The organism is Kitasatospora sp. GAS204B, from assembly GCF_029892155.1.
Lineage (GTDB): Bacteria > Actinomycetota > Actinomycetes > Streptomycetales > Streptomycetaceae > Kitasatospora.
This window is the reverse complement of the sequence record NZ_JARZAG010000009.1, coordinates 238,102-264,962: the sequence shown is the minus strand read 5'-3', so window position 1 is coordinate 264,962 and position 26,861 is coordinate 238,102. Positions and strand designations below refer to the sequence as shown.

Below are 26,861 nucleotides of genomic sequence, written 5' to 3'. Positions count from 1 at the left end.
AGGTGTGGCGACCTGCCTGCCACGCACGGACAGCCCCGGCCGCGACAAAACCACGTGCTTCGGGCACCGGACGACCGGAATACTCGAGCAGGTGTTCATTTCGATCTCCACCACCGGAACTGCCGAGCACCCGGCCACCGACCTGGGCTACCTGCTGCACAAGCACCCCGGGAAGGCACAGCGCTTCAGCACGTCACACGGCGATGCCCACGTCTTCTATCCCGAGGCGAGCGAGCAGCGGTGCACAGCCGCGCTGTTGCTCGACGTCGACCCGATCTCGCTGGTCCGGCGTGGCCGGGGCAAGGGACGGTCCGGCTCCCCGAGCGCGACCGCGGGCGCCGCCGCACTCTCCCAGTACGTCAACGACCGACCGTACGCGGCCTCCTCACTGCTCGCGGTGGCGCTGCGCACGGTGTTCCGGACGGCGATGAAGGGCGTCTGCGAGCAGCGGCCGGGACTGGCCGAGCAGGCGCGGACGCTGACCGTGCGGCTGCCTGCGGTCGCCGTGGGCGGCGGCGAGAGTCGCCGGCCCGACCCGGCGTCGGAGGCGCCGTCGCTGGTCAACCGGCTCTTCGAGCCGCTCGGCTGGGAGGTCACCAGCTCGGCGATCCCGCTGGACGAGACCTTTCCGGCCTGGGGCGACTCGCGTTACCAGCGCCTGGAGCTCACCGGCACCCTGCTGCTGTCCGACGCGCTCCAGCAGCTCTACGTGCTGCTGCCGGTGCTGGACGGTGCCAAGCACTACTGGGTGGCGCCGGACGAGGTCGACAAGTTGCTCGACGCGGGGGAGGGATGGCTCGCGAACCACCCCGAGCGGGCCCTGATCACCCGCCGCTACCTGCACCGCCGCTGGTCGCTGGCGAACGAGGCGCTGCGCCGCCTGGAGCTGGCCCGGCTCGCCGAGGCCGATGACAGCGAGGCCGAGGAGCTGGACAACGCCGTCACTCTGGAGCCGGACAGCGGGACGCCGGGGCTGCCGGAGACCGCCGAAGCGATCCCACCGATCGCACCGACCGAGGCAACCGCAGCTGCACAGGTACCGCAGCCACCGCAGGATCCCGAGCCGCAGGACCCCGAGTCGCTGGAGGCCGATGCTGCCAAGCCAGTCCCGCTCGCGCGGCAGCGCCGTGAGGCGATCGTCGGGCTGCTGGCCGAGGTGGGCGCCGTCCGGGTGCTCGACCTCGGCTGCGGCCAGGGGGAGTTGGTCGGTGCGCTGCTCAAGGAGAAGCGGATCACCGAGGTCCTCGGCGTCGACGTCTCCTCCAGCGCGCTGGCGGCGGCCGCCCGCAAGCTGAGGCTGGAGCGGCTGTCGGAGCGTCAGGCGGCTCGGGTGCGGCTGGTGCAGGGGGCGCTGACCTACACCGACGCCCGGCTCAAGGGCTACGACGCGGCGGTGCTCTGCGAGGTGATCGAGCATCTGGACCTGCCCAGGCTCCCGGCGCTCGAGCACGCGGTCTTCGGTGCCGCGCGCCCGGCGACCGTGATCGTCACCACGCCCAACGTCGAGTACAACGTGCGGTGGGAGACCCTCCCGGCGGGTCACCACCGGCACGCCGACCACCGCTTCGAGTGGGACCGGGCCGAGTTCCGCTCCTGGGCCGAGCTGGTGGCGGCGAACTACGGGTACACCGTCGCCTTCCGCCCGGTGGGCCAGGACGACCCGCAGGTCGGCCCGCCCACCCAGCTCGCCCTGTTCCGCCGCGGTGTCGAACCCGCCGGCGCCACCCCCGAGAGGAGTGCATCCCGATGACCGACCAGACACCGCACACCCCGACGGACCCGCACACCCCGACGGAGCCGGATGCTTCCGCGCCCCGGCGGCTGCCGGTCACCGACCTCTCCCTCGTGGTGCTGGTCGGCATCAGCGGCTCGGGCAAGTCCAGCTTCGCCCGCCGGCACTTCGCGCCCACCCAGGTGATCTCGTCGGACTACTGCCGCGGCCTGATCTCGGACGACGAGAACGACCAGTCGGCCTCCGCCGACGCCTTCGAGCTGCTCCACTACATCGTCGGCAAGCGACTGGCGGCCGGGCGGCTCACCGTGGTCGACGCGACCAATGTGCAGCCCGCCGCGCGCAAGCAGCTGGTCGCGCTCGCCCGGGCGCACGACGTGCTGCCGATCGCGATCGTGCTGGACGTCCCGCAGGGGGTCTGCGCCGAGCGCAACCGCAGCCGACCCGATTGCGCGTTCGGCGCGCATGTGATCCCGCGTCAGCACCGCGAGCTGCGCCGCTCGCTGAACGGCCTGGAGCGTGAGGGTTTCCGCAAGGTCCACCACCTGCGCGGGGTGGCCGAGGTGGCGGCCGCCGAGATCGTCCTGGAGAAGCGCTGGAACGACCTGCGCGAGCGCACCGGTCCGTTCGACCTCGTCGGCGACATCCACGGCTGCCGGGCCGAGCTGGAGACCCTGCTCACCCGCCTCGGCTATCAGCTCACCCGTGACGACCAGGGCCGCCCGGTGGACGCCGCGCACCCCGCGGGCCGCACCGCGGTCTTCGTCGGTGACCTGGTCGACCGCGGCCCGGACACCCCGGGCGTGCTGCGCCTGGTGATGGGCATGGTCGCGGCCGGGCACGCGCTCTGCGTGCCCGGCAACCACGAGAACAAGCTGGGACGCGCGCTGAGCGGCCGTCAGGTCACCGTCGCGCACGGCCTGCGGGAGTCGCTGGACCAGCTGGCCGCCGAGCCGGAGGAGTTCCGCACCGAGGTCCGGGCCTTCATGCGCGACCTGGTCAGCCACTACCTGCTGGACGGCGGCGACCTGGTGGTCTGCCACGCCGGCCTGCCGGAGCGGTACCACGGCCGCAACTCCGGCCGGGTGCGCTCGCACGCCCTGTACGGGGACACCACCGGCGAGACCGACGAGTTCGGGCTGCCGGTCCGCTACCCGTGGGCCGAGGAGTACCGGGGCAAGGCGCTGGTGGTCTACGGCCACACGCCGGTGCCGGTGGCGAGCTTCCTCAACAACACCATCTGCCTGGACACCGGCTGCGTCTTCGGCGGCAGCCTGACCGCGCTGCGCTACCCGGAGCGCGAGCTGGTCAGCGTCCCGGCCGAGCGGGAGTGGTACGCGCCGGTGCGTCCGATGATCAGCGATGCCCCGGGTGCCAGGGAGGGCCGCCCGTTGGACCTCGCCGATGTGGCCGGGCGCCGGGTGGTGGAGACCTCGCTGGCCGGCCGGGTCTCGGTCCGCGAGGAGAACGCGGCCGCCGCACTGGAGGTGATGAGCCGCTTCGCGCTCGACCCGCGGCTGCTCGCCTACCTGCCGCCGACCATGGCCCCGAGCGCCACCTCCCGGCGCGAGAGCTACCTGGAGCACCCCGAGGAGGCCTTCTTCGCCTACCGCGCCGACGGCGTGCGGCAGGTGATCTGCGAGGAGAAGCACATGGGCTCGCGAGCCGTGCTGCTGGTGGCGCGTGATCCGCAGGCGCTGGAGCAGCGGTTCGGCCTGGCCGGTCCCGGCGCCATCTGGACCAGGACGGGGCGCGCCTTCCTCGGTGACCAGGAGCTGACCGAGGCACTGCTCACACGGGTGCGGGTCGCTGCCGAGCGTGCCGGGCTCTTCGCCGAGTTGGCCACCGACTGGCTGCTGCTGGACGCCGAGTTGCTGCCCTGGTCGCTCAAGGCGCTGGAGCTGCTGCGCCGTCAGTACGCGGCGGTGGGGGCGGCGGCCCGCTCCGCGCTGCCCGAGGTGCTCGCGGCGCTGGAGCAGGCGGCCGCCCGGGGGATCGACGGCCTGACCGAGCTGACCGAACGGCACCGCCGCCGAGCGGTCGACGCCGAGGCGTTCAGTGCGGCCTACCGTCGCTACTGCTGGCCCACCGAGGGGCTGAACGGGGTCCGGCTGGCGCCGTTCCAGCTGCTGGCCGCCGAGGGCGCCAACCTCGCGGTGCGTCCGCACGACGAACACCTCGCCTGGCTCGACCGCCTGGTCGCGGCCGATGAGGAGTGGGTCAAGGACGCCGCGGCGGTGGGCGTCGAGCCGGGTGCGCAGCAGCAGCCGGAGCCCCTGCTGCGGGCCACCGGGCGTCTGCTGGTCGACACCGAGGACGAGGCCTCGATCGCCGCCGGCATCGCCTGGTGGGAGGAGCTGACCGAGGCCGGCGGTGAGGGCATGGTGGTCAAGCCGCTCGCTTCGCTGGTGCGGGGCGCACCGGGGGAGGGGCGGCCCGGTGGGCTGGTGCAGCCGGGGCTGAAGGTCCGCGGCCGGGAGTACCTGCGGTTGATCTACGGCCCCGACTACACCGAGCACCTCGGTGCGCTGCGTCAGCGTTCGCTCGGCCACAAGCGCTCGCTCGCGCTGCGCGAGTACGCGCTGGGCCTGGAGGCACTGGACCGGCTGGCGGGCGGGGAGCCGCTCTGGCGGGTGCACGAGCCGGTGTTCGCCGTGCTGGCGCTGGAGTCGGAGCCGGTGGACCCGCGCCTGTAGCGGCCGGCGGCGAGCCGGCGGACTGTCCGGCGGGGGAGCCGGCGGGCTGGCAGGTGGCAGTCCGGCGCGACGGTGCGGTCACTCCAGGGTGACCGCGCCCGGCCACCCTGGAGTGACCAGGGTGGCCGGCACTGGCAGCCCGATGTATAGAAATTCATGTCCTCGTATACTATTGCCTGGCCTCTCTTCGTTGTCCCCTGTCCCCGTCCCACCCAGGAGCCCGGCCATGGCTTTGAACCTCAGGAATCGGCACTTCCTCAAGGAGCTCGACTTCACGGCTCAGGAGTTCCACTTCCTGATCGACCTCGCCGCCCAGCTCAAGGCCGCCAAGTACGCGGGTACCGAGCAGCCCCGGTTGCGCGGCAAGAACATCGCGCTGATCTTCGAGAAGACCTCGACCCGGACCCGCTGCGCTTTCGAGGTGGCCGCCGCCGACCAGGGCGCCAACGCCATCTACCTGGACCCGGCCGGTTCGCAGATCGGTCACAAGGAGTCGGTCAAGGACACCGCCCGGGTGCTCGGCCGGATGTTCGACGGCATCCAGTACCGGGGGCACGGCCAGGCACTGATCGAGGAGTTGGCGGCGCACGCCGGGGTGCCGGTCTGGAACGGGCTGACCGATGAGTGGCACCCCACCCAGATGCTGGCCGACGTGCTCACCATCCAGGAGCACTGCCGCAAGCCGCTGACCGAGGTGACCCTCGCCTACCTCGGCGATGCCCGCTCCAACATGGGCAACTCGTTGCTGGTCACCGGTGCGCTGCTCGGCATGGACATCCGGATCGTCGCCCCTGAGCAACTGTGGCCGGCCGAGGAGGTCCGCAAGGCCGCCGAACAGCTCGCGGCCGCAAGCGGCGCCCGGATCACCCTCACCGAGGAGGTTGCCGCGGGCGTTGCCGACGCCGACTTCCTCTACACCGATGTCTGGGTGTCGATGGGGGAGCCCAAGGAGGCCTGGGCCGAGCGGATCGAGCTGCTGAAGCCCTATCAGGTCTCGATGGACACCGTGCGGGCCACCGGCAATCCGCGGGTCAAGTTCCTGCACTGCCTGCCGGCGTTCCACGACCTGGGCACCAAGCTCGGCCGGCAGCTGTTCGAGGCCACCGGCATGGCCGAGTTGGAGTGCACCGACGAGCTCTTCGAGTCGACGCACTCCATCGTCTTCGACCAGGCCGAGAACCGGTTGCACTCGATCAAGGCCGTGCTGGTCGCCACCCTCGGCAGCTGAGCCGCACCCCGCACCCCGCACCCCCGCACCCCGCACCCCCGCACCCGCAGCGGCGCTGAGGCGGGGCCGCTGCTGCCCTGCGGCCCCGCCTCAGCGGTTCGCGGCCCCGTGGATCCCGCGGATCTCGCACCGTGGCCCGCTGGCCCGGGCGAGCCGCAGGTCGGCGGTGACCAGTGGCGCATCGAGCAGCTCGGCCACCGCCACGTAGGCGGCGTCGTCGGGGGTCAGATTGTCCTTCAACTCCCAGACGCGGCCGAGCAATGGGGCCAGCTCCATCTTGCGGAACGCGATCCGGGGCAGCTCGGCCGCCACCGCCGCGACCTGCTCGGCGGTGTTCTCCTTGGCGAGGTAGCGGCCCCGGAGCGACTGCATCACCTCGATCAACAGGTGTTCGGGCGCGGCCCACTCCGGGTCGGCCGCGAGCGCGGCCCGGGCCGCCACTCCACGCTCGCCCTGGTCCGCCAGTGCGAGTACGAGTGCGGAGGCATCGACGACGATCATGCCCCCACGCTAGCGACCCGGAACCGGCCGGAATCCATCGACCCGGGCCGGTACTCGACCGCCGGCACGCGGCCGGCATGCGGCCGGAGCACCGCCGGAGCACCGCCGGCACGCGGCCGGAGCGCGGCGGCGGCCGGGCGGGCGCGCCGCAGGCTGCCTGAGGTCACTCTGCGTCTGCCCATGCACTATGGTTTATCTCGACATCGAGATAACTCCGCGCTAGGGTTTATCTTGACGTCAAGATAAATGCCGAGAGGCGATCCCGGGCTTCAGCGTGTGGTCCACTCGAGCCCCCACCCGAGCCCTAGTAGCCGCACGAAGCACCTAGAAGGAGTCAGTCGTGTCCGCGAACAGCTTCGACGCCCGCAGCTCGCTGCAGGTGGGCGACGAGTCGTACGAGATCTTCAAGCTCTCCGCCGTCGAGGGTTCCGAGCGGCTGCCGTACAGCCTCAAGGTGCTGCTGGAGAACCTGCTGCGCACCGAGGACGGCGCGAACATCACCGCCGACCACATCCGCGCCCTCGGCAACTGGGACCAGAACGCCCAGCCGAGCGAGGAGATCCAGTTCACGCCGGCCCGCGTGATCATGCAGGACTTCACCGGCGTGCCATGCGTGGTCGACCTCGCCACCATGCGTGAGGCCGTCAAGGAGCTGGGCGGCGACCCGGCCAAGATCAACCCGCTGGCCCCGGCCGAGCTGGTCATCGACCACTCGGTGATCGCCGACAAGTTCGGCACCAAGGACGCCTTCACCCAGAACGTCGAGATCGAGTACGGCCGCAACAAGGAGCGCTACCAGTTCCTGCGCTGGGGCCAGACCGCGTTCGACGAGTTCAAGGTCGTCCCGCCGGGCACCGGCATCGTGCACCAGGTGAACATCGAGCACCTGGCCCGCACCATCATGGTCCGCGGCGGCCAGGCCTACCCCGACACCTGCGTCGGCACCGACTCGCACACCACCATGGTCAACGGCCTGGGCGTGCTGGGCTGGGGCGTCGGCGGCATCGAGGCCGAGGCGGCCATGCTCGGCCAGCCGGTCTCCATGCTGATCCCGCGCGTGGTCGGCTTCAAGCTCAACGGCCAGCTGCCGGCCGGCGCCACCGCCACCGACCTGGTGCTCACCATCACCGAGATGCTGCGCAAGCACGGTGTGGTCGGCAAGTTCGTCGAGTTCTACGGCGCCGGCGTCACCGCGATCCCGCTGGCCAACCGCGCCACCATCGGCAACATGTCGCCGGAGTTCGGCTCGACCTGCGCGATCTTCCCGATCGACGACGAGACCCTGCACTACCTGCGCCTGACCGGCCGCAGCGAGCAGCAGCTCGCCCTGGTCGAGGCGTACGCCAAGGAGCAGGGCCTGTGGCACGACCCGTCCGTCGAGCCGGTCTACTCCGAGTACCTGGAGCTGGACCTCGCCACCGTCGTGCCGTCGATCGCCGGCCCGAAGCGCCCGCAGGACCGCGTGGTCCTCGCCGAGGCCGCCGCCAAGTTCGCCGAGGCGCTGCCCTCCTACGCCGCCGAGGCCTCGAAGCCGACCGCCGTCACCGCTCCTGACGGTTCGTCGTACGAGATCGACAACGGCGCGGTCGTGATCGCCTCGATCACCTCCTGCACCAACACCTCCAACCCCTCCGTCATGCTGGGCGCCGCCCTGCTGGCGAAGAAGGCCGTGGAGAAGGGCCTGCACGTCAAGCCCTGGGTCAAGACCACCCTGGCCCCCGGGTCCAAGGTCGTCATGGACTACTACGAGAAGGCCGGCCTGCTCCCCTACATGGAGAAGCTGGGCTTCAACCTGGTCGGCTACGGCTGCGTCACCTGCATCGGCAACTCGGGCCCGCTGCCCGAGGAGGTCTCCGCCGCGGTCAACGAGGCCGACCTCGCCGTGGTGTCGGTGCTCTCCGGCAACCGCAACTTCGAGGGCCGGATCAACCCGGACGTCAAGATGAACTACCTGGCCTCCCCGCCGCTGGTGGTCGCCTACGCCCTGGCCGGCAACATGAACGTCGACATCACCCGCGCCGCCCTGGGTCAGGACGCCGACGGCAACGACGTCTTCCTCGCCGACATCTGGCCGTCCGAGCTGGAGGTGGCCGAGGTGGTCGCCAGCTCGATCGACCAGGACATGTTCACCAAGGACTACGCCGACGTCTTCGCCGGTGACCACCGTTGGCAGTCGCTGCCGATCCCGACCGGCAACACCTTCGAGTGGGACGCCGAGTCCACCTACGTCCGCAAGCCCCCGTACTTCGAGGGCATGGCCAAGACCCCGAGCCCGGTGAACGACATCGCCGGTGCCCGCGTGCTGGCCAAGCTGGGCGACTCGGTCACCACCGACCACATCTCCCCGGCCGGCAACATCAAGGCCGGTACGCCCGCCGCCCAGTACCTCACCGAGCACGGCGTGGAGAAGCGGGACTTCAACTCGTACGGCTCGCGCCGTGGCAACCACGAGGTGATGATCCGCGGCACCTTCGCCAACATCCGCCTGCGCAACCAGATCGCGCCGGGCACCGAGGGCGGCTACACCCGCGACTTCACCCAGGCCGACGCGCCAGTGGCGTTCATCTACGACGCCTCGCAGAACTACCAGGCCGCCGGCACCCCGCTGGTCGTCCTGGCGGGCAAGGAGTACGGCTCCGGCTCGTCGCGCGACTGGGCGGCCAAGGGCACCGCGCTGCTGGGCGTCAAGGCCGTCATCGCCGAGTCCTACGAGCGCATCCACCGCTCGAACCTGATCGGCATGGGCGTGCTGCCGCTGCAGTTCCCCGAGGGCCAGAACGCCGACTCGCTGGGCCTGACCGGCGAGGAGACCTTCGCCATCACCGGCGTGACCGAGCTGAACGAGGGCCGCACGCCGAAGACCGTCAAGGTCACCGCGGGTGGCATCACGTTCGACGCGGTGGTGCGCATCGACACCCCCGGCGAGGCGGACTACTACCGCAACGGCGGCATCCTGCAGTACGTGCTGCGCAGCCTGATCGGCTGATCGAGCACAGCGGCTGACAGTAGCCGGTGACACACGGGCCGCGCTCCTCCTGTGGAGGGGCGCGGCCCGTGCTATTCCGGAAGCATGGCGACGCGATCCGATCCCTCCGAGACCTGGGCGCTGATCCACGCCGAGCGGCGCGCGCTGCTCGCCGACGTGCAGCAGCTGACCCCCGAGCAGTGGGTCGTCTTCTCGCTCTGTGCGGGACGCACGGTCCGTGACACCCTGGCGCACCTGGCCGCGACCGCCCGGATGACGCCCCCGGCGTTCTTCGCCAAGCTGGCCCGCGCCCGATTCCGGTTCGACGTGATGACCGACCGCGAGATCCATGAGCTGACCCGGGGCCGCCCGGCGACCACGGTGAACGCCTTCGCCGCGCAGATCGACTCGACCGACCACCCGCCGGGCCCGGTGGAGAGCTGGCTGGGCGAGACCGTGGTGCACGCGGAGGACATCCGGCGCCCGCTCGGCATCGCGCACGAGTACCCCCAGGAGGCGCTGATCCGCTGCGCCGACTTCTACCGCGGCTCCAACCTGCTGATCGGCGGCAAGAAGCGGATCGCCGGGCTTCAGCTGACCGCGACCGACGCCGCCTGGTCGGCCGGCGAGCCGGCTGAGGGCAACGGGGTCAGCGGCCCGCTGCTCGACCTGCTGGTGGTGATCGCCGGGCGCCGGGCGGGCCTGGCTGAGCTGACCGGCCCTGGAGTGGCCACCCTGGCCGAGCGGCTGCCCGCGCACTGACCGCGGACCCGGACCCGGACCCGGACCCGGACCCGCAATCACCGCATGCCCCCATGCCTTCATGCCTTCATGCCCACTTCTGCTCGAAGCTGCTCATTTCTATGGCCAAGTGATCAGGATCGCGCTAGGGTCTCGACGCAAAGGGCATCCGAGGCGGCAGCCGAGCGGAGTCCGGCAAATATGCAGGTTCCCTGAACATTGCACATGCTGCACCGCCGGCAACGCTTTGAGTGCTCCGGACCGCTTGCGACGGGGAGACTATTGCCGCCGAGTGAACAGAGGACTATACCTTTTCGCATCGACAAAACCCCGTCCTGACCAGCACCTTGGTCTTGACGAAAAGCCAAAGTGCTTGGGGGACAGGCAAATTGACGATCCACCAGAGCTGTTCGCCTGGTCGTCCGTCGAGCCGTTGCTCAGTCACCCGCCCCGGCAACCAGCCTGCCCGGGAGCGGAGTTCACCGCATCGTGGCACCACCTGACAGCGAGGGGTCAGCACACACATGGGCTCTGCAACCGAATACAACCGCCGCGACATCTTCAAGCGCGCCGCCGCCCTGACCGTGATGGCGGCGGCCGGCGGCCCCCTGGTCGCGGCCTGTGCCGCCTCCGGCGGCAGCGGTAGCGGCGGCAGCGCGCCGACCACCGGCTCCGCCGACAACCCTTTCGGGGTGAAGTCGAGCGACCCGCTCGACGTCGTGATCTTCGACGGCGGCTACGGCGCCGACTACGCCAAGCCCATCGAGGACATCTACAAGCGGAGTTACGCCGGCTCCACGATCAGCCAGCTGGCCACCCAGGACATCAGCGGCAAGCTCCAGCCGCGCTTCAACGCGGGCAACCCGCCGGACGTCATCGACGACTCGGGCGCCCAGCAGATGAAGATCGACGTGCTGCAGAAGGCCGGCCAGCTGACCGACCTGACCGTGCTGCTCGACGCGCCCTACCGCGACGACCCGTCCAAGAAGATCCGCGACGTGCTGCTGCCGGGCACCATCGACCAGGGCACCATCGCCGGCAAGATGTACTCGCTCAACTACGTCTACACCGTCTACGGCCTCTGGTACTCCAACAAGCTCTTCACGGAGAAGGGTTGGACCCCGCCCAAGACCTGGGACGACTTCGTCTCGCTCAGCGCCACGATCAAGCAGGCCGGCATCGCCCCCTTCTGCCACCAGGGCAAGTACCCGTACTACGCCAACTTCATGATCATGGGGATGATCGCCAAGCAGGGCGGCCCCGACCTGGTGGCCCGGATCGACGCGCTGGACCCGGCCGCCTGGGACGACCCGGCCGTGCTCGCGGGGATCAGCGCCTTCTACGAGATCATGCAGAAGGACTACCTGCTGCCCGGCACCAACGGCATGACCCACACCGAGTCGCAGACCGCCTGGTGCCAGGGCAAGGCCGCCTTCATCCCGTGCGGCTCCTGGCTCGAGAACGAGATGATCAAGATCACCCCGGCCGACTTCGACATGGCCTTCCTGCCGTTCCCCGTGCTGGCCGGCGCCAAGATGCCGCAGAACGCGGTGCAGGCCGGCGCCGGCGAGCCGTTCGTCGTGCCGACGAAGGCCAGGAACCAGGCGGGCGGCCTGGAGTTCCTGCGGGTCATGCTGACCAAGGAGGCTTCCGGCAAGTTCGCCTCGACCGCCAACTCGCTGACCGTGCTCAAGGACGGGGTCGACCCCAGCGTGCCGCTCAAGCCGGGCACCAAGTCCTCGGCGGCGGCGGTCACCGCGGCGGGTGCCGCCACCTTCAACTACACCTACCGCGACCTGCAGACCGCCTACGACCTGGCGCTGCAGAACGCCACCAACGAGTTGGTCAACAGCCGGATGACCCCGCAGCAGTGGGTGGCGGCAGGCAAGGCCGCCACCAGCTCGAAGGTCTGAGCGGCGGTCAGCTCAGTGGAGGGACACCGGGGCCCGCTCACGGGCCCCGGTGCTCCTGGCGTGTTCGGGCGACACCTTCAGGCGGCACCTTCGGGTGCCACCCTCGGGCGACACCGCGGTACCAAGCCTGTCGGACACAGGCTGTGGCGGACAGGAGCAGGCGCATGCGTCACCGCAAGTACCCCTTCATCGTGGGGTTCCTCATCATCCCGATCGTGCTCTACCTGGTGCTGGTCATCTGGCCGTACCTGCAGACCTTCGGCTACTCCCTGACCGACTGGTCCGGGGCCTCGCAGACGATGCACTTCGTCGGGCTGCGGAACTACACCCAGCTCTTCGGCGACAGCGTCTTCCGTACCGCGCTGCTGCACAACCTGCTGCTGCTGGTGCTGCTGCCGATCGCCACCATCCTGCTGTCGCTGTTCTTCGCCTTCATGCTCAACGTCGGCGGCCGGGGCGGCACCGGCGGTGTGCAGGGGGTGCGCGGCGCGGGGTTCTACAAGGTGATCTTCTTCTTCCCGCAGGTGCTCTCGGTGGCCATCCTGTCGGTGCTCTTCCAGGCGGTCTACCGCACCGACCAGGGCGGGCTGCTCAACGGCGTGCTGGTCAAGCTGGGTCTGGAGAACGCGAACCACCCCTGGCAGTGGCTGGCCGATCCGAACCTCGCCCTCTGGTGCGTGATGGGCGTGCTGGTCTGGTCGGGCGTCGGCTTCTACCTGGTGCTCTTCTCGGCCGCGATGCAGTCCATCCCGAAGGACATCTACGAGGCCGCGCTGCTGGACGGGGCCAAGCGCACCCAGACCTTCTTCACGATCACCCTGCCGCTGCTCTGGGAGACGGTGCAGACCGCCTGGGTCTACCTGGCGATCGCCGCGATGGACGCCTTCGCCCTGGTCTCCACCATGACCCAGGGCGCCTACTACGGCGGCGGGCCCAACTACCACTCCGAGGTCATGTCGACCTACCTGATGCGCAACTTCATCACCTTCGGCAAGGCGGGCTACGCCTGCGCCATGGGCGTGGTGATCTTCTTCATCACGCTGATCCTGTCCGTCGTCTCGCTGCGGGTCACCCGGCGCGAGCGGATCGAGTACTGAGCGGGGCCGTGATGACCACCAACGCCGACCTGACCACCGAGGTCCCCGCGCCGCGCGACCACCCCGCGCCGGCCCGCAAGCCCGCCAGGGAGCAGCGGTTCGCCGACGGGGGAGGGGTGCTCAACGTCTTCTCGCACGGCTTCCTGGCGCTCTGGGCAGTGATGATCATCGGCCCGCTGGTCTGGATCGTGCTCGGCTCCTTCAAGACCGACGCGCAGATCGGCGGCAGCGCCTGGGCCTGGCCCGCGCACTGGGGCTTCAGCGCCTTCAGCTACGCCTGGCACCAGGGGATCGCCCACTACTTCGCCAACACCCTGATCGTGCTGGTCGGTTCGGTCACCCTGACGATGCTGCTCGGCTCGATGGCGGCCTACGTGCTGGCCCGCTACGCGTTCCCCGGCAACCGGATCATCTACTTCTTCTTCGTGGCCGGCGCGATGTTCCCGGTCTACCTGGCGCTGGTGCCGCTCTTCTTCATGGTGAAGAACCTCGGGCAGATCTCCCCGCTGCTGGGCCTGAACAGCTACCTGGGCCTGATCCTGGTGTACGTCGCCTACTCGCTGCCGTTCACCGTCTTCTTCATGTACTCCTTCTTCCGCTCGCTGCCCACCGCCGTGCACGAGGCGGCGATGATCGACGGTTGCTCGCACACCCGGGCGTTCTTCCAGGTCATGGTGCCGATGGCGAAGTCCGGGCTGATCAGCGTCGGCATCTTCAACGTGCTCGGGCAGTGGAACCAGTACCTGCTGCCGGTCACCCTGATGCAGCAGCAGCACGGCGGGGACCCGGACCACTCGGTGCTGACCCAGGGCCTGATCAACCTGGCGCAGCAGTCCGGTTACGCGAGCAACTTCCCGGCGCTGTTCGCCGGGATGACCATCGCCATGCTGCCGGTGCTGGTGGTCTACCTCTCCTTCCAGCGCCAGGTGCAGGCCGGCCTCACTTCGGCCACCCTCAAGTAGCGCCGGACACGCTGCGGCCCGCCCCGGTGCACCCGGGGCGGGCCGCGTCATGGTCGGCTGGGCACCAGGCCGGGCGTCAGGCCCGGTCGGCCGCCTGCGCCCGCAGCGCGCGGGCCAGCTCGTCGCGGCACTCCAGGACCAGCCGGCGCAGCGCCGGCGCGGCCTGCCGGTGCCCGTCCAGCCAGGCGTCGGCGGCGGCCAGCGTCGCCTGGTCGGTCTGCAGCCGCGGGAAGAAGCCGCTGACGAAGCGGATCGCGATCTCGATGCTCCGCTCGGCCCAGATACGCTCCAGCAGCTCGAAGTAGCGCGCGGTGTACGGCGCGGTCAGCTCCCGCTGTCCGGCCTGGGCGAAGCCCGCGGTCTGCGCGCCGACCATCGCGTTGGGCAGCGAGTCGTCGTCCACCACGGCCGACCAGGCAGCCGCCTTGGCCTCGGCGGTGGGCCGGGCGGCCAGTGCCTGGGTGGCCTTCTGGTTGCCGCTGGCGGTGTGGTCCCGCTTCAGCTCGGCATCCAGCTGCTCGACGGTCGCCTGCCCGGCGGCGGCCAGCGCGATCCAGAACGACCAGCGCAGGTCCTGGTCCACCTCCAGACCGTCGATCCGGGCGGTGCCGGCCAGCAGCTCCGCCAGCAACCCGAGTTCTGTGATTCGCTCGCTCGCCTCCGGGCCCTCGGACCCGGTGTCGACGTTCCTCGCTCCGGCACTCCCTCGTTCCTCGGTCGCTTGTCGCTCGTCGCTTTCGACACCGGCGGGCTCTTCGGCTCGGAGCGGGTCCTGATCCGCCGTCTGGGCCAGGAAGCGGGCCCAGGCCAGCTGGTGGTCGCTGCCCGGCGCCGCCGCGCGCAGTTCGCGCAGTGCGCAGGAGGCCAGCAGCGCGGCCCCCTCGGCCCGGTAGCCGGGGTCGACGAACAGGTCCAGCGCGGCCAAGGCCTGGCTGTGCAGGGTCTGCAGCACGCCGATGTCCGACTCCTGGCCGGCGAAGCGCAGCACCAGGTCCAGGTAGTCGCGGGCCGGCAGCAGGGCGTCCCGGGTCAGGTTCCAGCAGGCCGACCAGACCAGCGCCCGGGCCAGGGTGTCCTCGATGGAGCCGAGCGAGCCGCGCAGGGTGGCCAGCGACTCCTCGTCGAAGCGGATCTTGCAGTACGTCAGGTCGTCGTCGTTGACCAGCACCAGCGCCGGGCGCGGCCGGCCGGCCAGCTCCTGGACCACGGTGCGGGCGCCGGTGACGTCCAGCTCGACCCGCGCGGTGCGCAGCAGCGAGCCGTCCGGCTCGCGGTCGTAGAGGCCGATCGCGATCCGGTGCGGGCGCAGGGTGTCGCCGTCCTGCAGGACCGCGAGTTCGGTGATCCGGCCCTCGGCGTCCACGGTCAGCTGCGGGGTGAGCGCGTTGACGCCGGCGGTCTGCAGCCAGGCCTTGGACCAGTCGGCCATCGCCTGCTCGCCGCGCCCGGAGGTGACGGCCAGCACCTCCAGCAGGTCGCCGAGCACGGTGTTGCCGAAGGCGTGCGCCTTGAAGTAGCGGCGGGCGCCCTCGAAGAAGGCGTCCCGGCCCGCGTAGGCGACCAGCTGCTTGAGCACCGAGGCGCCCTTGGCGTAGGTGATGCCGTCGAAGTTGAGCTTGGCGTCCTCGACGTCGCGGATGTCCGCGGTGATCGGGTGGGTGGTCGGGTACTGGTCCTGCCGGTAGGCCCAGGCCTTGCGCTGGTTGGCGAAAGTCACCCAGGCGGCCTGGTACTTGGTCGCCTCGCGCTGCGCGAACGCGCCCATGAAGTCGGCGAACGACTCCTTGAGCCACAGGTCGTCCCACCACTTCATGGTGACCAGGTCGCCGAACCACATGTGCGCCATCTCGTGCAGGATGACGTTGGCCCGGGCCTCGTACGCGGCCTCGGTGACCTTCGAGCGGAAGACGTACTCCTCGCGGAAGGTGACGCAGCCCGGGTTCTCCATCGCGCCGATGTTGTACTCCGGCACGAAGCACTGGTCGTACTTGCCGAACGGGTACGGGTAGTCGAACTCGTCGTGGAAGAAGTCCAGGCCCTGCTTGGTGACCTCGAAGATCTCGTCGGCGTCGAAGTACGGGGCCAGCGACTTGCGGCAGGTGGCCGCGAGCGGGATCTCCAGCGTGCTGCCGTCGGGCAGTTCACGGCTCCAGTGGTCGCGTGCCACGTGGTACGGGCCGGCCACCACGGCGGTCAGGTAGGTGGAGATCGGCTGGGTGGCCAGGAAGCGCCAGGTCTTCGCCGCGCCGTCCTGTTCGACGCTCTCCTCGGCCTCGTTGGCGTAGACGTCCCAGGCGGCGGGCGCGGTCACGGTGAACCGGTAGGGCGCCTTGAGGTCCGGCTGTTCGAAGTTGGCGAACACCCGGCGGGCCTCGGCCGGTTCGTAGTGGGTGTAGAGGTAGGTCTCACCGTCCGCCGGGTCGGTGAACCGGTGCAGCCCCTCGCCGGTCCGGCTGTAGGCGCAGTCGGCGTCGACCACCAGGACGTTCTCGACGGCCAGTTCGGGCAGCGCGACCCTGGTCCCGTCGAAGGTGGTGGCCGGGTCCAGCTGGCGGCCGTTCAGGGTGACGGCCCGCACGCTCGGCGCCAGCAGGTCGGCGAAGCTCGCGGAGCCGGGCTCGGTGCAGCGGAAGCGGATGGTGGTGACGGAGCGGAAGGTCGCGTTCGAGGCGTCCGGAGCGCCGGTGACGTCGAGGTGGACCTCGTAGCCGTCCACGCTGAGGATGCCGGCGCGCGCCTGCGCTTCGTCCCGGCTGAGGTTTTTGCCCGGCACTGCGGTACTCCTTTGTCCGGCTCGCACGGTGCTGTGCAGGTGTCGGGGCAGGTCCTGCCCCGGGGCGCATCCTTTCACGCGCACCCCGGGACGTACCGGGCAACCTGGCTGCGCGCCGCTTACCGACCGACCGGCCTACCGCCCGCCCCGCCCGCCCCGCTCAGCCGCGCGCCGCCACCCGCCGCTGGCGCCAGTAGCCGGCGGCGCTCAGCGCGGCGACCAGCACACCGGCCGCGTAGAGCTGGTCGCGGTCGCCGGGCGTGGTGGTCATCAGGGCCAGCACGCCGACCACGGCCGCGAGCGCGACCCAGGTCAGGTACGGGAAGGCCCACATCCGCACGGTCAGCAGCTCGGGCGCCTCCCGCTCCAGCCGGCGGCGCATCCGCAGCTGGGCCACCGCGATGAAGAGCCAGACCACCAGGATCGCCACGCCGGTGGTGTTCATCAGCCAGCTGAACACGGTGTCCGGCCACCAGTAGCCGGCCAGCACGGCGGCGAAGCCGAAGCCGCAGGAGGCCAGCACCGCCAGGCGCGGCACGCCGCCGCTCACCTTCGCCAGCGCGCGCGGTCCCTGGCCCCGGGAGACCAGCGAGAAGGCCATCCGGGAGGAGCCGTAGATGTTCGCGTTCATCGCGCTCAGCAGTGCGATCAGCACCACGGCCCGCATCACCTGGGCGGCGCCCGGCACGTGCAGGAACTGAAGCACCGTCACATACGGGCCCAGCTTGACCACATCGGGATCGTTCCAGGGCACCAGGGTGACCACCAGGGCCATCGAGCCGATGTAGAAGACGGCGATCCGCCAGACCGCCGTGCGCACCGCGTTGGCCACGTTGCGGCGCGGGTCGTCGGACTCGGCGGCGGCGATGGTGACCGTCTCCAGCCCGCCGTAGGCGAAGACCGAGGCGAGCAGGCCGGTGATCAGGCCGCTGGTGCCGTGCGGCAGGAAGCCGCCGTGCCCGGTCAGGTTGGCCGTACCGGGCGCGCTGCCCAGCACACCGGTGACGCCCAGCACGCCCAGCACCAGGAAGGCCACGATCGCGGTGATCTTGATGGCGGCGAACCAGAACTCGAACTCGCCGAAGTTCTTCACCGCGGTCAGGTTGCTGGCGCAGAAGAAGGCCATGAAGACGCCGACCCAGGCCCAGCCGGGCACCCCGGGGAGCCAGGAGTTCATGATCGAGCCGGCCGCGGTGGCCTCGGCGGCCACTCCGCAGCAGAGCATCACCCAGTACATCCAGCCCGCGGTGACCCCGGCCCACGGGCCGATCTCCCGCTCGGCGTGCACCGAGAAGGAGCCGGAGGCGGGGTGCGCGGCGGACATCTCGCCGAGCATCCGCATGATCAGCATGACCAGCAGGCCGGAGAGCGTGAAGGCGAGGATCACCCCGGGGCCGGCGGCGGCGATGCCCGCGCCGGAGCCGACGAAGAGGCCGGCCCCGATGACTCCGCCGAGCGCGATCATCGAGAGGTGACGCTGCTTCAGACCATGAGTGAGCTGCGGGCCGGCGGTGGCCGTCGCCTCGGGGTCGGCGCTGGGCGCCGACGGGGCGGTGGTGGTCATCGGGGTGATCCAGACGTTCGGTGAGCGGACGATCCGTCTCACTATCCGGGGGTGGCGACCGGGCGCCAAGCAGCCGGCCGCTGGGCTCACCATCCGGAACGGGCCATGACCGAACGTAATGGTCCGTGTGCGGTGCCGCCGATGTGACGTGGTGCCCGCCCTTCGACGATGAGCGCCGACCCGCGTGCCACACTTCTCCCCATGCGCGTGTATCTGGGTTCCGACCATGCCGGATTCGAACTGAAGAACCACCTCGTCGAGTGGCTCAAGGAGGCCGGCCACGAGCCGATCGACTGCGGCCCGCACGTCTACGACGCGGTGGACGACTACCCGCCGTTCTGCCTGCGCGCCGCCGAGCGCACCGCGGCCGACCCCGAGGCGCTGGGCGTCGTGATCGGCGGCTCGGGCAACGGCGAGCAGATCGCCGCCAACAAGGTCAAGGGCGTGCGCGCCGTGCTGGCCTGGAGCGAGCAGACCGCCGCGCTGGGCCGCGAGCACAACAACGCCAACGTGATCAGCGTCGGCGGGCGGATGCACACCCAGGAGGAGGCGACCAAGTTCGTCGAGATCTTCCTCAACACCCCGTACAGCAACGAGGAGCGGCACACCCGCCGGATCGAGATGCTGACGGCCTATGAGATCACCGGCGAGCTCCCGCCGATCCCGGCCCACCACCCGCAGCAGGGCTGACCCACACCCCGGCCGCCGCACGGGCCTTCAGAACTCGTGCGGCAGCCAGGGCGCCACATCCCAGGCGAAGGCGTGCGAGGCCGCCGCCAGCGCGCCGGGGCGCAGCTCGCCGACCAGCCCGGCCCGGGCCAGCGCGGCCAGCGTGGCGCCGCCGAGATAGGCCGAGCCCAGCTCCCGCACCGAGAGCGCCAGATCGGCCGGCGCGTCGGAGGGCTCGCAGGCCGCGGCGGTGGCCGGACCCGCGCTGTGCAGGTGCCAGCGCCCGGTGTTCCACGGGCAGAACTCGTCCGTCACCTCCAGCACCACGTCCACCGGCGCCGCGTAGCGCCGTGAGCGCAGCGCGTCGCCCACCTCCACCAGCCGCACGAAGAGCGAGTCGGCGAGCTGCGGGCAGAGCCGGCGCGGGTCCGAGACCAGGTGCAGCAGCGGATCGTCCGCCGGCAGGTTCTCCGCCACCACCGTGTCGGTCAGGTCCAGGTCCAGCAGGTACGCCCAGAGCGCCGCGTGCGCCCCGGGCTCGTTGGCCGTCACCTCGCGCACCCGCACCTCGCCCGCCGCGCCGCCCTGCAGCCACTCCACCTTGGTCGAGTAGCGCGCGTAGCCGAGCAGTTCGCCGTCCCGACGGTCCTCGGCCAGCACGCACTGCAGTCCGGTCTGCCCCTGCCGCTCGGCGGGCGGGTCGAGCAGCGCCAGCCGGTCCCAGCCGGGCCGGCGGGCCAGCATCCCCGGGCGCAGCGGCACCTGGCGGGCGTACAGCCGCTCGCAGGCCGCCGCGGCCCGCGCCGGGTCGACCAGCCGCAGCCGGATCCGCTCCTGGTCCGCCAGCAGCCGGGCCGGCCGGTCCAGCCGCACCCGGGGCCGGGCGATCCGCACCGCGAGCTTCCAGCTGCCCAGTCCGTAGCCGTACCGGCCGTAGATGGCCGGCTCGGAGGCCTCCAGCACCGCAAGCGACTCGCCGCGCTCGTGGATCTCGTCCAGCTGATGGCGCATCAGCGCGGTGAGCACCCCGCGCCGGCGGTGGGTGGGCGCCACGCCGACCATGGTCACCGCGGCGGTGGGCAGCACCGCGCCGCCCGGCACCGCCATCCGGAACGAGTGGGCGGCGGCCGAGCCGACCGGCACCGCGTCCTCCCAGACCCCGAGCGCGCGGTCCACCTCGGTCAGGGCGCGCCACAGCGCCCGGCGCTCGGGCGACTCCACCTCGCCGAAGGCCACCTCCAGCGCGTCGTACCAGGCGTCCCAGTCGGCCGCCGCGAGCGGCCGCAGGCTGAGTGCCTCCTGGGGCGCGTCGTCGGACGCGTCCTGGGGGCCGGCAGGCTGTGTCATATGCCACAGCTATCACTCGGGCCGCTCGCGGGCGAGCCGGTCGCGGGCCGACCCGCGCGGCGGAGGGCTCGGACACCGGCGCACGCTGCGATGACGCGCCCCTCGCCGCTTCCCGGCGCGGCTGAGGTGAGCCCCCGGTGAGCCCCCGGTGACCCCCGCGCGGCCCGCGCCGCCCGGCCGAAATCGAGCGTCCGCGCGGACTGCCGGTGAACGCCCGTCGACGCGGGACGTCCCCGCTGGATAAGGTCGGGCCCCATGGCTGGCAGCACGCCGGGCACACCGCCCCAGACGAGTGCGACGGGGACCACGGCGAAAGCGGCCGCGGATCCCCTCACGGCCCGGTTGCGCAAGCGCCTCTACCGGGCCCGGCGGACCCTGCGCCGGACCGGGGTGGACTACTTCCGCGGCGACGCCGCCGACTGGCTCGCCTTCGCGGTGCTGCTCCTGCTGGTCCCGCTGCTGGTCGCGCTCAACGTCGCGATCCCCGCCTGGGTCCCGCCGACCGCCCTGGTGCTGCCGATCCTGGTGGGCTCGCTGCTGCTGCGCCCGGTCTCGCTGGTGCTGCTCTACGCGACCGCCGCGCTGGGCCTGTCCACCGAGTCGGTGATCCACACCGGCGAGCGGGCGGCCAGCAGCCGGCCCGAGGAGTACGTCTTCGGCGTCACCCCGGGGGCCGCCCTGGTGGTCGGCGCGGTCGGGGTGGCCGGACTGTTGCTGGCCCAGTTCCGCAGCCGGGTCGGGGTGCCCTGGCGCGGTGGCGGCTCGATGCTCTTCGACCTGCGCGAGCGGCTGAAGGTGCAGAGCCGGCTGCCGAAGCTGCCGGACGGCTGGCACGCCGACATGGCGCTGCGTCCGGCGGGCGGGCAGTCCTTCTCCGGCGACTTCGTGGTCGCGGCCCGCACCGGGCCCGGGCGCCGGATGCTGGAAGTCGTGCTGGCCGACGTCTCGGGCAAGGGGATGGACGCCGGCTCGCGGGCGCTGCTGCTCTCCGGTGCCTTCGGCGGGCTGCTCGGCTCGCTCTCGCCGCACGAGTTCCTCCCCGCCGCCAACGGCTACCTGCTGCGCCAGGACTGGGAGGAGGGCTTCGCCAGCGCGGTGCAGCTCGCCCTGGACCTGGACACCGGGGAGTACGAGCTGCTCTCGGCCGGCCATCTGCCCGGCATGCAGCGGCTGGCGGGTGCGGGGCGCTGGGAGGTCAAGGAGTCCACCGAGGGCCCGCTGCTCGGCCTGTACGACGGCGCCAAGTTCGAGGGGGTGCGCGGCCGGCTGGGCCCCGGGGACGTGCTGCTGCTCTGCACCGACGGCATGGTCGAGGCGCCCGGGCGGGACCTCTCCGAGGGCATGGACCGGCTGATGGGCGAGGCCGACCGCCTGGTGGCCGGCGCCCAACTCGGCAGCGACAGCGCGGGCGCGGCGGTGCGGCTGATCGAGACGGTGGCCAAGGACATCAACGACGACCGGGCCGTGCTGCTGCTCTGGCGAACCTAGAACAGGCCTTGATCGTCGCTGTCAACGATCAACGGTGATCTTCGGCCAAATCCGGTTGCCCTGTCCGGCGGTCGATCGGTAGACGAACGGCCCAGCTGGGCGCCCCTGCCGACGCTCCGTCAACTTCCGTGGGCTATCGTCTCGTCCGGCGGAAACTCGTCTCACATCGCAGGATGTTCGGCACGGGTCAGCGGCAAGTCCTTTACGCAGTCGGCACGGTCGACCACACTGAGTCGGGGCGGGACTGGCCGGATCTCGGGGGGCACGGGGGTGGCGGCGGGTTGCGCCTTTGGACCGTCGGACAGGCCGTGGTCCGTACCGCCACGACAATGAGGAAGTGAGTCCGGGTGGCACTCTCCGTCTCCGCGCTGGTCCTGTTCGGCATCATTCTCATCATCTTCATCCGCAACAAGCAGATCAAGATCCCGCACGCCATCCTGGCCGCACTCTTCGGCTTCATGCTGAACCAGTCGACCGCGGCGAAGCCGATCCAGGACTTCCTGAGCACGATGGCCAAGACGCTGTCCAACATCGGCCAGTAGGAACATCGGCCGGTAGGTCCGGCGCGGATCCGCCCGGGCTCACTGCCCGGCGCGTCTGGTCCGCCACCAGCGTCCGATCGCCTCGCGCCGCCGTGCCATCGTGCCGGCGGCGGCAGGGTCGTGCGCCGGTGGGTATGCCAGCGGCAACGGCGGTTCGGTCTCGGCCGCGCGCACCGCCGCCAGGCCGGGCCGGTCCGCCGCCAGCAGCACGAACAGCCGCGCCCAGCAGAACCGTTCGCCGCGCGGCCAGTCCAGGCTGCCCAGCGCCTGGGAGGCGGTCTGCGCCACCGTGCCGTTCACCCGGACCTCGGCCACCTCGTCGCCCGCCCGGCCGCCGAGGAAGAGCTTCACGCCGTTCAGCCGAGGGTCCGTCAACTCCGGTGCCAGCGCGGGGGCCAGTTCGGCCATCAGCTCGCGCCCGCCCAACCAGGTGGAGAGCCGGGCGCTCTGGAAGCCGAAGACGGTGGCCGGGCCCTGCACCGCCTGCCAGCCGGGCAGCGCGGGCAGCCGCAGGTGGTCGCCGTGCCGGCCCTCGCGTTCCAGGAACTCCACCACCGCGGCCGCCGTGGTGCCGGCCCACATCCGCACCGCGCTGTCGAGCTTCTCCTCCTCGGTGGTGCCCAGCCCCGCGGTGCAGTCCCAGAGCACCGGCGCCTCGGCGCTGCCCAGGGTCAGCACGAAGCCGAGGTCGACATGGCCACCGTCCGGTCCGGGATGGTCGCGCACGGCCACCGCGGTGCTGCCCGGGCCCCGCACCACGGCCCCGTCGACGGTGAACTCCCGTCCATAACGCGCCATTTCGCGCACCACGCCGCGTTGGATGACCGCCAGCCGCTGCTCGGGGTCCACCCGCCCTCCTCCTGTGTCGTACCCGGGCATGCCACACCCGGGCATGCCAAAGGCCCCGGCTCGGAAAAGCCGGGGCCTTTGGGGACAGAGCGGGCGACGAGAATCGAACTCGCGTGACTAGTTTGGAAGACTAGGGCTCTACCATTGAGCTACGCCCGCACAGGCGTCCGCGCCCGGCTGATTCGGCCGGACTGGACGGGGATCAGCGTACCTGGTCGGGCGACCGGCGCGCACGCGCCTGCCAACTCCTGAATATCGGCGAGCCGGACGGGCCCGGCGTGTACGCTTCCTCTCGCAAAGTGCGGGGTGTGGCGCAGTTTGGTAGCGCGTCCGCTTTGGGAGCGGAAGGCCGTCGGTTCGAATCCGGTCACCCCGACCATCACCATCACAGCCGGTGGCCACGGCCATCGGCGAGGTGGCTTTGTGGTACCCGGTAGGATGGGCCGCTGGCGGAAGAGCCACCGCCCATTCCCCGGCAGTCGGGGACCGGGCCGCTCGCCGTCCACCCCACACGGGAGATGCCGCACCAGGTGGCTCATCACCCGTCTGCCCGGCCCAAGGCCCGCGAGGGACTCGGTGCGTAGGCAGACCAGCCGACCGCAAGCCCCATAGGAGACCAAACCGTGAAGAGCGCCGTCGAGACTCTGAACCCGACCCGGGTTCGACTCACCGTCGAGGTGCCCTTCGAGGAGCTCAAGCCCAGCCTCGACGCGGCGTACAAGAAGATCAACCAGCAGGTCACGGTTCCCGGTTTCCGCAAGGGCAAGATTCCGGCCCGGGTCATCGACCAGCGCTTCGGCCGTGCCGCGGTCCTCGAGGAGGCCGTGAACGACGCCCTGCCGCGCTTCTACACGCAGGCGGTCGACGAGGGCAAGATCGAGGTCCTCGGCCAGCCCGACATCACCGACATCAAGGGTGTGGAGGACCTCGCCGCCAGCGGCCTGACCTTCACCGCCGAGGTGGACGTCCGCCCGGAGATCACCCTGCCGGAGTTCTCCGAGATCTCCGTGGAGGTCGACCCGATCGAGGTCACCGACGAGGACATCGAGAAGTCGCTGGAGCAGCTGCGCGAGCGCTTCGCCTCCGTCAAGGACGTCGAGCGCGCCGCCGCCGAGGGCGACATCGTGGTCGTCGACCTGGAGGCCAAGGTCGACGGTGAGGTCCCCGAGGACGGCACCGCCACCGGCGTGAGCTACGAGATCGGCTCCGGCCGCCTGCTGGACGGCATCGACGAGGCCGTCGTCGGCCTGTCCGCCGGCGAGGCGAAGACCTTCACCACCGAGCTCAAGGGCGGCACCCAGGCCGGCCAGAGCTCCGAGGTGACCGTCACCGTCACCGCCGTCCAGGAGAAGGAGCTGCCCGAGCTGGACGACGAGTTCGCCCAGCTGGCCAGCGAGTTCGACACCCTGGAGGCGCTGCGCGAGGACTCGCGCGGCCGCCTGGGCCGGATGAAGGAGTTCGACCAGGCCACCCAGGCCCAGGAGCGCGTCCTGGACGCGCTGCTGGAGAAGGTCGAGATCGACTTCCCGGAGAAGCTCCTCAAGGACGAGATCGAGACCCGCCGGCACAACCTGGAGCACCACCAGCTCGAGCCGATCGGTCAGACCCTGGAGAGCTACCTCGCCACCCAGGGCAAGACCCGCGAGGAGTTCGACGCGGAGACCGAGGAGCAGGCCAAGAAGGGCATCAAGACCCAGTTCGTGCTGGACGAGATCGTGGCCAAGGAGGAGGTGGGCGTCAACCAGGAGGAGCTCACCGAGCACCTGATCCGCCGCGCCGCCGGCTCGGGCCTGACCCCGGACCAGTTCGCCCAGCAGGTCGTCCAGGGCAACCAGGTTCCGCTGCTGGTCGGCGAGGTCGCCCGCGGCAAGGCGCTGGCCCTGGTCGTCGAGGCCGCGCTGGTGAAGGACACCAACGGCGAGGAGATCAACTTCGACGAGGAGGACGAGACGGCCGAGACCGTCAAGGCCTCCGTCGAGGAGACCCCCGCCGTCGAGGCCGAGGCCACCGAGGAGGCCTGAGCCTCCAGCGGTACCGCTCGAGCAGGCCCGGACGCGCACTCGCGTCCGGGCCTGTCCGCATCTCCCGACCAGCGGCGTCACCCTGCGCTCACAGCGAACAGTTCAGCGTGGGGGATGGTCGGGCCCGGCCTGCGCGTTAGGGTCGACGGAAGCAAGCTTTGAACAGCGCGGGCGGGGTGGCCCGATGCGGGCGCGTGCCCGGGACGCCCGCCCCGATCCTCGTATGTGACGTAGCGACGGTCGAACCAGACGGACCGTCCGAATCGACTGAGCAGGTGGCTAAGTGACGTTCCCGCAGATGCAGATGCCTGGCCTGATGACGCCGCAGGCCGCCGGTGGTGACGTGCTCGGTGGCCTCGGCGACCAGGTCTACAACCGGCTGCTCAACGAGCGCATCATCTTCCTCGGCCAGCAGGTGGACGACGAGATCGCCAACAAGATCACCGCCCAGCTGCTCCTCCTCGCCGCCGAGCCGGACAAGGACATCTACCTCTACATCAACTCCCCCGGCGGCTCGATCACGGCCGGCATGGCGATCTACGACACCATGCGGTACATCAAGAACGACGTGGTCACCATCGCCATGGGCATGGCCGCCTCGATGGGCCAGTTCCTGCTCACCGCCGGTACCCCGGGCAAGCGGTTCTCGCTGCCGAACGCCAACATCCTGATGCACCAGCCCTCCGCGGGCCTCGGCGGTTCGGCCACCGACATCCGGATCCAGGCCGAGCAGCTGCTGCGCACCAAGAAGCGGATGTCCGAGCTCATCGCGCAGCACAGCGGTCAGACCTTCGAGCAGATCACCAAGGACTCCGACCGCGACCGCTGGTTCACCGCGGAGCAGGCCAAGGAGTACGGCCTGATCGACGACATCATGCACAGCGCCGCGGACGTCCCCGGCGGCGGCGGCACCGGCGCCGGCGCCTGAGCGCCCGGGCCCAGCACCCCAGACACGTCGGAACGTAGCCGGAGGACAGACCAGCGATGAACCTCAACCCCCTTTCCGCCCGCGCCGAGTTCACTGCCCCCAGGGCAGAAGGGCGCTACATCGTCCCGCGCTTCGTCGAGCGCACCTCGCAGGGCATCCGCGAGTACGACCCGTACGCCAAGCTCTTCGAGGAGCGGATCATCTTCCTGGGCTCCCAGGTGGACGACGTGTCGGCGAACGACATCATGGCCCAGCTGCTCTGCCTGGAGTCGATGGACCCGGACCGCGAGATCCAGATGTACATCAACTCGCCCGGTGGCTCCTTCACGGCGCTCACCGCGATCTACGACACCATGCAGTACGTCAAGCCGGACATCCAGACCGTCTGCATGGGCCAGGCCGCCTCGGCCGCCGCCGTCCTGCTGGCGGCCGGCACCCCCGGCAAGCGGATGGCGCTGCCGAACGCCCGGATCCTGATCCACCAGCCGTACACCGAGACCGGCCGCGGCCAGGTCTCCGACCTGGAGATCCAGGCCAAGGAGATCTTCCGGATGCGCGAGCAGCTGGAGGAGATGCTCTCCAAGCACTCCAAGAAGCCGGTCGAGCAGGTCCGCGACGACATCGAGCGCGACAAGATCCTGACCGCTGAAGAGGCTCTCGAGTACGGCTTGATCGACCAGATCATCTCGACCCGCAAGGCTTCGCTCACCGACTGATTCGCGCATCATGGATGGGGCGGGGTGTCGCGAACGCACCCCGCCCGCCGGGCTCAGGCCCACCAGGACCAGTCCCGCCCGATGGCGTCTGTTCGGTATCAATTCGCCCAGGGCGTAGGGCAGACCTGT

At 70.8% G+C, this 26,861-nt stretch carries 19 protein-coding genes and 2 tRNA genes; 15 read left to right on the top strand and 6 right to left on the bottom strand.

All coding sequences use genetic code 11. From position 1 onward, the window contains the following. The first annotated feature begins 91 nt into the window (after positions 1 to 91). The 3 genes from P3T41_RS15510 (at position 92) to argF (ending at position 5,656) form a co-directional block, all read left to right on the top strand. Positions 92 to 1,750: a 3' terminal RNA ribose 2'-O-methyltransferase Hen1 gene (locus tag P3T41_RS15510; RefSeq protein WP_280690413.1), complete on the top strand. Its 1,659-nt coding sequence runs from the start codon at positions 92 to 94 to the stop codon at positions 1,748 to 1,750. Then, positions 1,747 to 4,428, top strand: a complete 2,682-nt coding sequence (locus P3T41_RS15505) for a polynucleotide kinase-phosphatase (RefSeq protein WP_280690412.1) — start codon at positions 1,747 to 1,749, stop codon at positions 4,426 to 4,428. The genes P3T41_RS15510 and P3T41_RS15505 overlap by 4 nt, the downstream gene beginning before the upstream one ends. Before the next feature lie 226 nt (positions 4,429 to 4,654). Continuing rightward, a complete protein-coding gene (argF, locus tag P3T41_RS15500) occupies positions 4,655 to 5,656 on the top strand; it encodes an ornithine carbamoyltransferase (RefSeq protein WP_280690411.1) in 1,002 nt (333 codons plus the stop codon). 90 nt (positions 5,657 to 5,746) lie between these two features. Here the strand turns inward: argF and P3T41_RS15495 are convergent, their stop codons facing one another. Further along, positions 5,747 to 6,157: a type II toxin-antitoxin system VapC family toxin gene (locus P3T41_RS15495; protein WP_280690410.1), complete on the bottom strand. Its 411-nt coding sequence runs from the start codon at positions 6,155 to 6,157 to the stop codon at positions 5,747 to 5,749. A gap of 340 nt (positions 6,158 to 6,497) precedes the next feature. On the opposite strand from P3T41_RS15495, the gene acnA reads away from it, so the two are divergent. The 5 genes from acnA to P3T41_RS15470 all read left to right on the top strand — a co-directional run bounded on the left by acnA (position 6,498) and on the right by P3T41_RS15470 (position 13,835). After that, positions 6,498 to 9,143, top strand: coding sequence for an aconitate hydratase AcnA (gene acnA, locus P3T41_RS15490; RefSeq protein ID WP_280690409.1), 2,646 nt, complete (start codon positions 6,498 to 6,500; stop codon positions 9,141 to 9,143). A gap of 84 nt (positions 9,144 to 9,227) precedes the next feature. Further along, positions 9,228 to 9,884, top strand: a complete 657-nt coding sequence (locus tag P3T41_RS15485; RefSeq protein ID WP_280690408.1) for a maleylpyruvate isomerase family mycothiol-dependent enzyme — start codon at positions 9,228 to 9,230, stop codon at positions 9,882 to 9,884. Positions 9,885 to 10,387: 503 nt separating this feature from the next. Next, positions 10,388 to 11,776 carry an N-acetylglucosamine/diacetylchitobiose ABC transporter substrate-binding protein gene (gene ngcE, locus P3T41_RS15480; RefSeq protein WP_280690407.1) on the top strand — a complete coding sequence of 463 codons (1,389 nt, stop codon included), beginning with the start codon at positions 10,388 to 10,390 and terminating at the stop codon, positions 11,774 to 11,776. Positions 11,777 to 11,940: 164 nt separating this feature from the next. Continuing rightward, a complete protein-coding gene (locus P3T41_RS15475) occupies positions 11,941 to 12,873 on the top strand; it encodes a sugar ABC transporter permease (protein ID WP_280690406.1) in 933 nt (310 codons plus the stop codon). An 11-nt stretch (positions 12,874 to 12,884) separates the two neighbouring features. Next, positions 12,885 to 13,835, top strand: a complete 951-nt coding sequence (locus P3T41_RS15470) for a carbohydrate ABC transporter permease (protein WP_280690405.1) — start codon at positions 12,885 to 12,887, stop codon at positions 13,833 to 13,835. Positions 13,836 to 13,911: 76 nt separating this feature from the next. Here the strand turns inward: P3T41_RS15470 and pepN are convergent, their stop codons facing one another. Together pepN and P3T41_RS15460 are read right to left on the bottom strand one after the other, a co-directional pair. Next, positions 13,912 to 16,608 carry an aminopeptidase N gene (pepN, locus tag P3T41_RS15465; protein WP_280690404.1) on the bottom strand — a complete coding sequence of 899 codons (2,697 nt, stop codon included), beginning with the start codon at positions 16,606 to 16,608 and terminating at the stop codon, positions 13,912 to 13,914. Between the two features lie 160 nt (positions 16,609 to 16,768). After that, positions 16,769 to 18,073 (bottom strand): amino acid permease, encoded by a 1,305-nt coding sequence (locus tag P3T41_RS15460; protein WP_280690438.1) that lies wholly within the window; start codon positions 18,071 to 18,073, stop codon positions 16,769 to 16,771. Between the two features lie 300 nt (positions 18,074 to 18,373). Between P3T41_RS15460 and P3T41_RS15455 the strand changes: the two genes are divergently transcribed. Next, on the top strand, positions 18,374 to 18,862 hold the full coding sequence (locus tag P3T41_RS15455; RefSeq protein WP_280690403.1) for a ribose-5-phosphate isomerase: 489 nt from the start codon (positions 18,374 to 18,376) through the stop codon (positions 18,860 to 18,862). A gap of 27 nt (positions 18,863 to 18,889) precedes the next feature. Here the strand turns inward: P3T41_RS15455 and P3T41_RS15450 are convergent, their stop codons facing one another. Beyond that, positions 18,890 to 20,188, bottom strand: a complete 1,299-nt coding sequence (locus tag P3T41_RS15450; protein ID WP_280690402.1) for a GNAT family N-acetyltransferase — start codon at positions 20,186 to 20,188, stop codon at positions 18,890 to 18,892. 255 nt (positions 20,189 to 20,443) lie between these two features. Between P3T41_RS15450 and P3T41_RS15445 the strand changes: the two genes are divergently transcribed. Together P3T41_RS15445 and P3T41_RS15440 are read left to right on the top strand one after the other, a co-directional pair. Next, entirely contained in the window at positions 20,444 to 21,676 is a 1,233-nt protein-coding gene (locus P3T41_RS15445) for a PP2C family protein-serine/threonine phosphatase (RefSeq protein ID WP_280690401.1), read from the top strand. A gap of 347 nt (positions 21,677 to 22,023) precedes the next feature. Further along, positions 22,024 to 22,218, top strand: coding sequence for a hypothetical protein (locus P3T41_RS15440; protein ID WP_280690400.1), 195 nt, complete (start codon positions 22,024 to 22,026; stop codon positions 22,216 to 22,218). Between the two features lie 39 nt (positions 22,219 to 22,257). Here the strand turns inward: P3T41_RS15440 and P3T41_RS15435 are convergent, their stop codons facing one another. Together P3T41_RS15435 and P3T41_RS15430 are read right to left on the bottom strand one after the other, a co-directional pair. Next, positions 22,258 to 23,067: a DUF6348 family protein gene (locus P3T41_RS15435; RefSeq protein ID WP_280690399.1), complete on the bottom strand. Its 810-nt coding sequence runs from the start codon at positions 23,065 to 23,067 to the stop codon at positions 22,258 to 22,260. A gap of 88 nt (positions 23,068 to 23,155) precedes the next feature. Continuing rightward, positions 23,156 to 23,226 (bottom strand) — tRNA-Gly (locus P3T41_RS15430). A gap of 143 nt (positions 23,227 to 23,369) precedes the next feature. Between P3T41_RS15430 and P3T41_RS15425 the strand changes: the two genes are divergently transcribed. The 4 genes from P3T41_RS15425 (at position 23,370) to P3T41_RS15410 (ending at position 26,732) form a co-directional block, all read left to right on the top strand. Beyond that, a tRNA-Pro gene (locus P3T41_RS15425) sits at positions 23,370 to 23,446 on the top strand. Between the two features lie 244 nt (positions 23,447 to 23,690). Then, a complete protein-coding gene (tig, locus tag P3T41_RS15420; protein ID WP_280690398.1) occupies positions 23,691 to 25,088 on the top strand; it encodes a trigger factor in 1,398 nt (465 codons plus the stop codon). 316 nt (positions 25,089 to 25,404) lie between these two features. Continuing rightward, entirely contained in the window at positions 25,405 to 26,016 is a 612-nt protein-coding gene (locus P3T41_RS15415) for an ATP-dependent Clp protease proteolytic subunit (protein ID WP_280690437.1), read from the top strand. A gap of 56 nt (positions 26,017 to 26,072) precedes the next feature. After that, positions 26,073 to 26,732, top strand: coding sequence for an ATP-dependent Clp protease proteolytic subunit (locus P3T41_RS15410; protein ID WP_280690397.1), 660 nt, complete (start codon positions 26,073 to 26,075; stop codon positions 26,730 to 26,732). Positions 26,733 to 26,861: the final 129 nt, after the last annotated feature.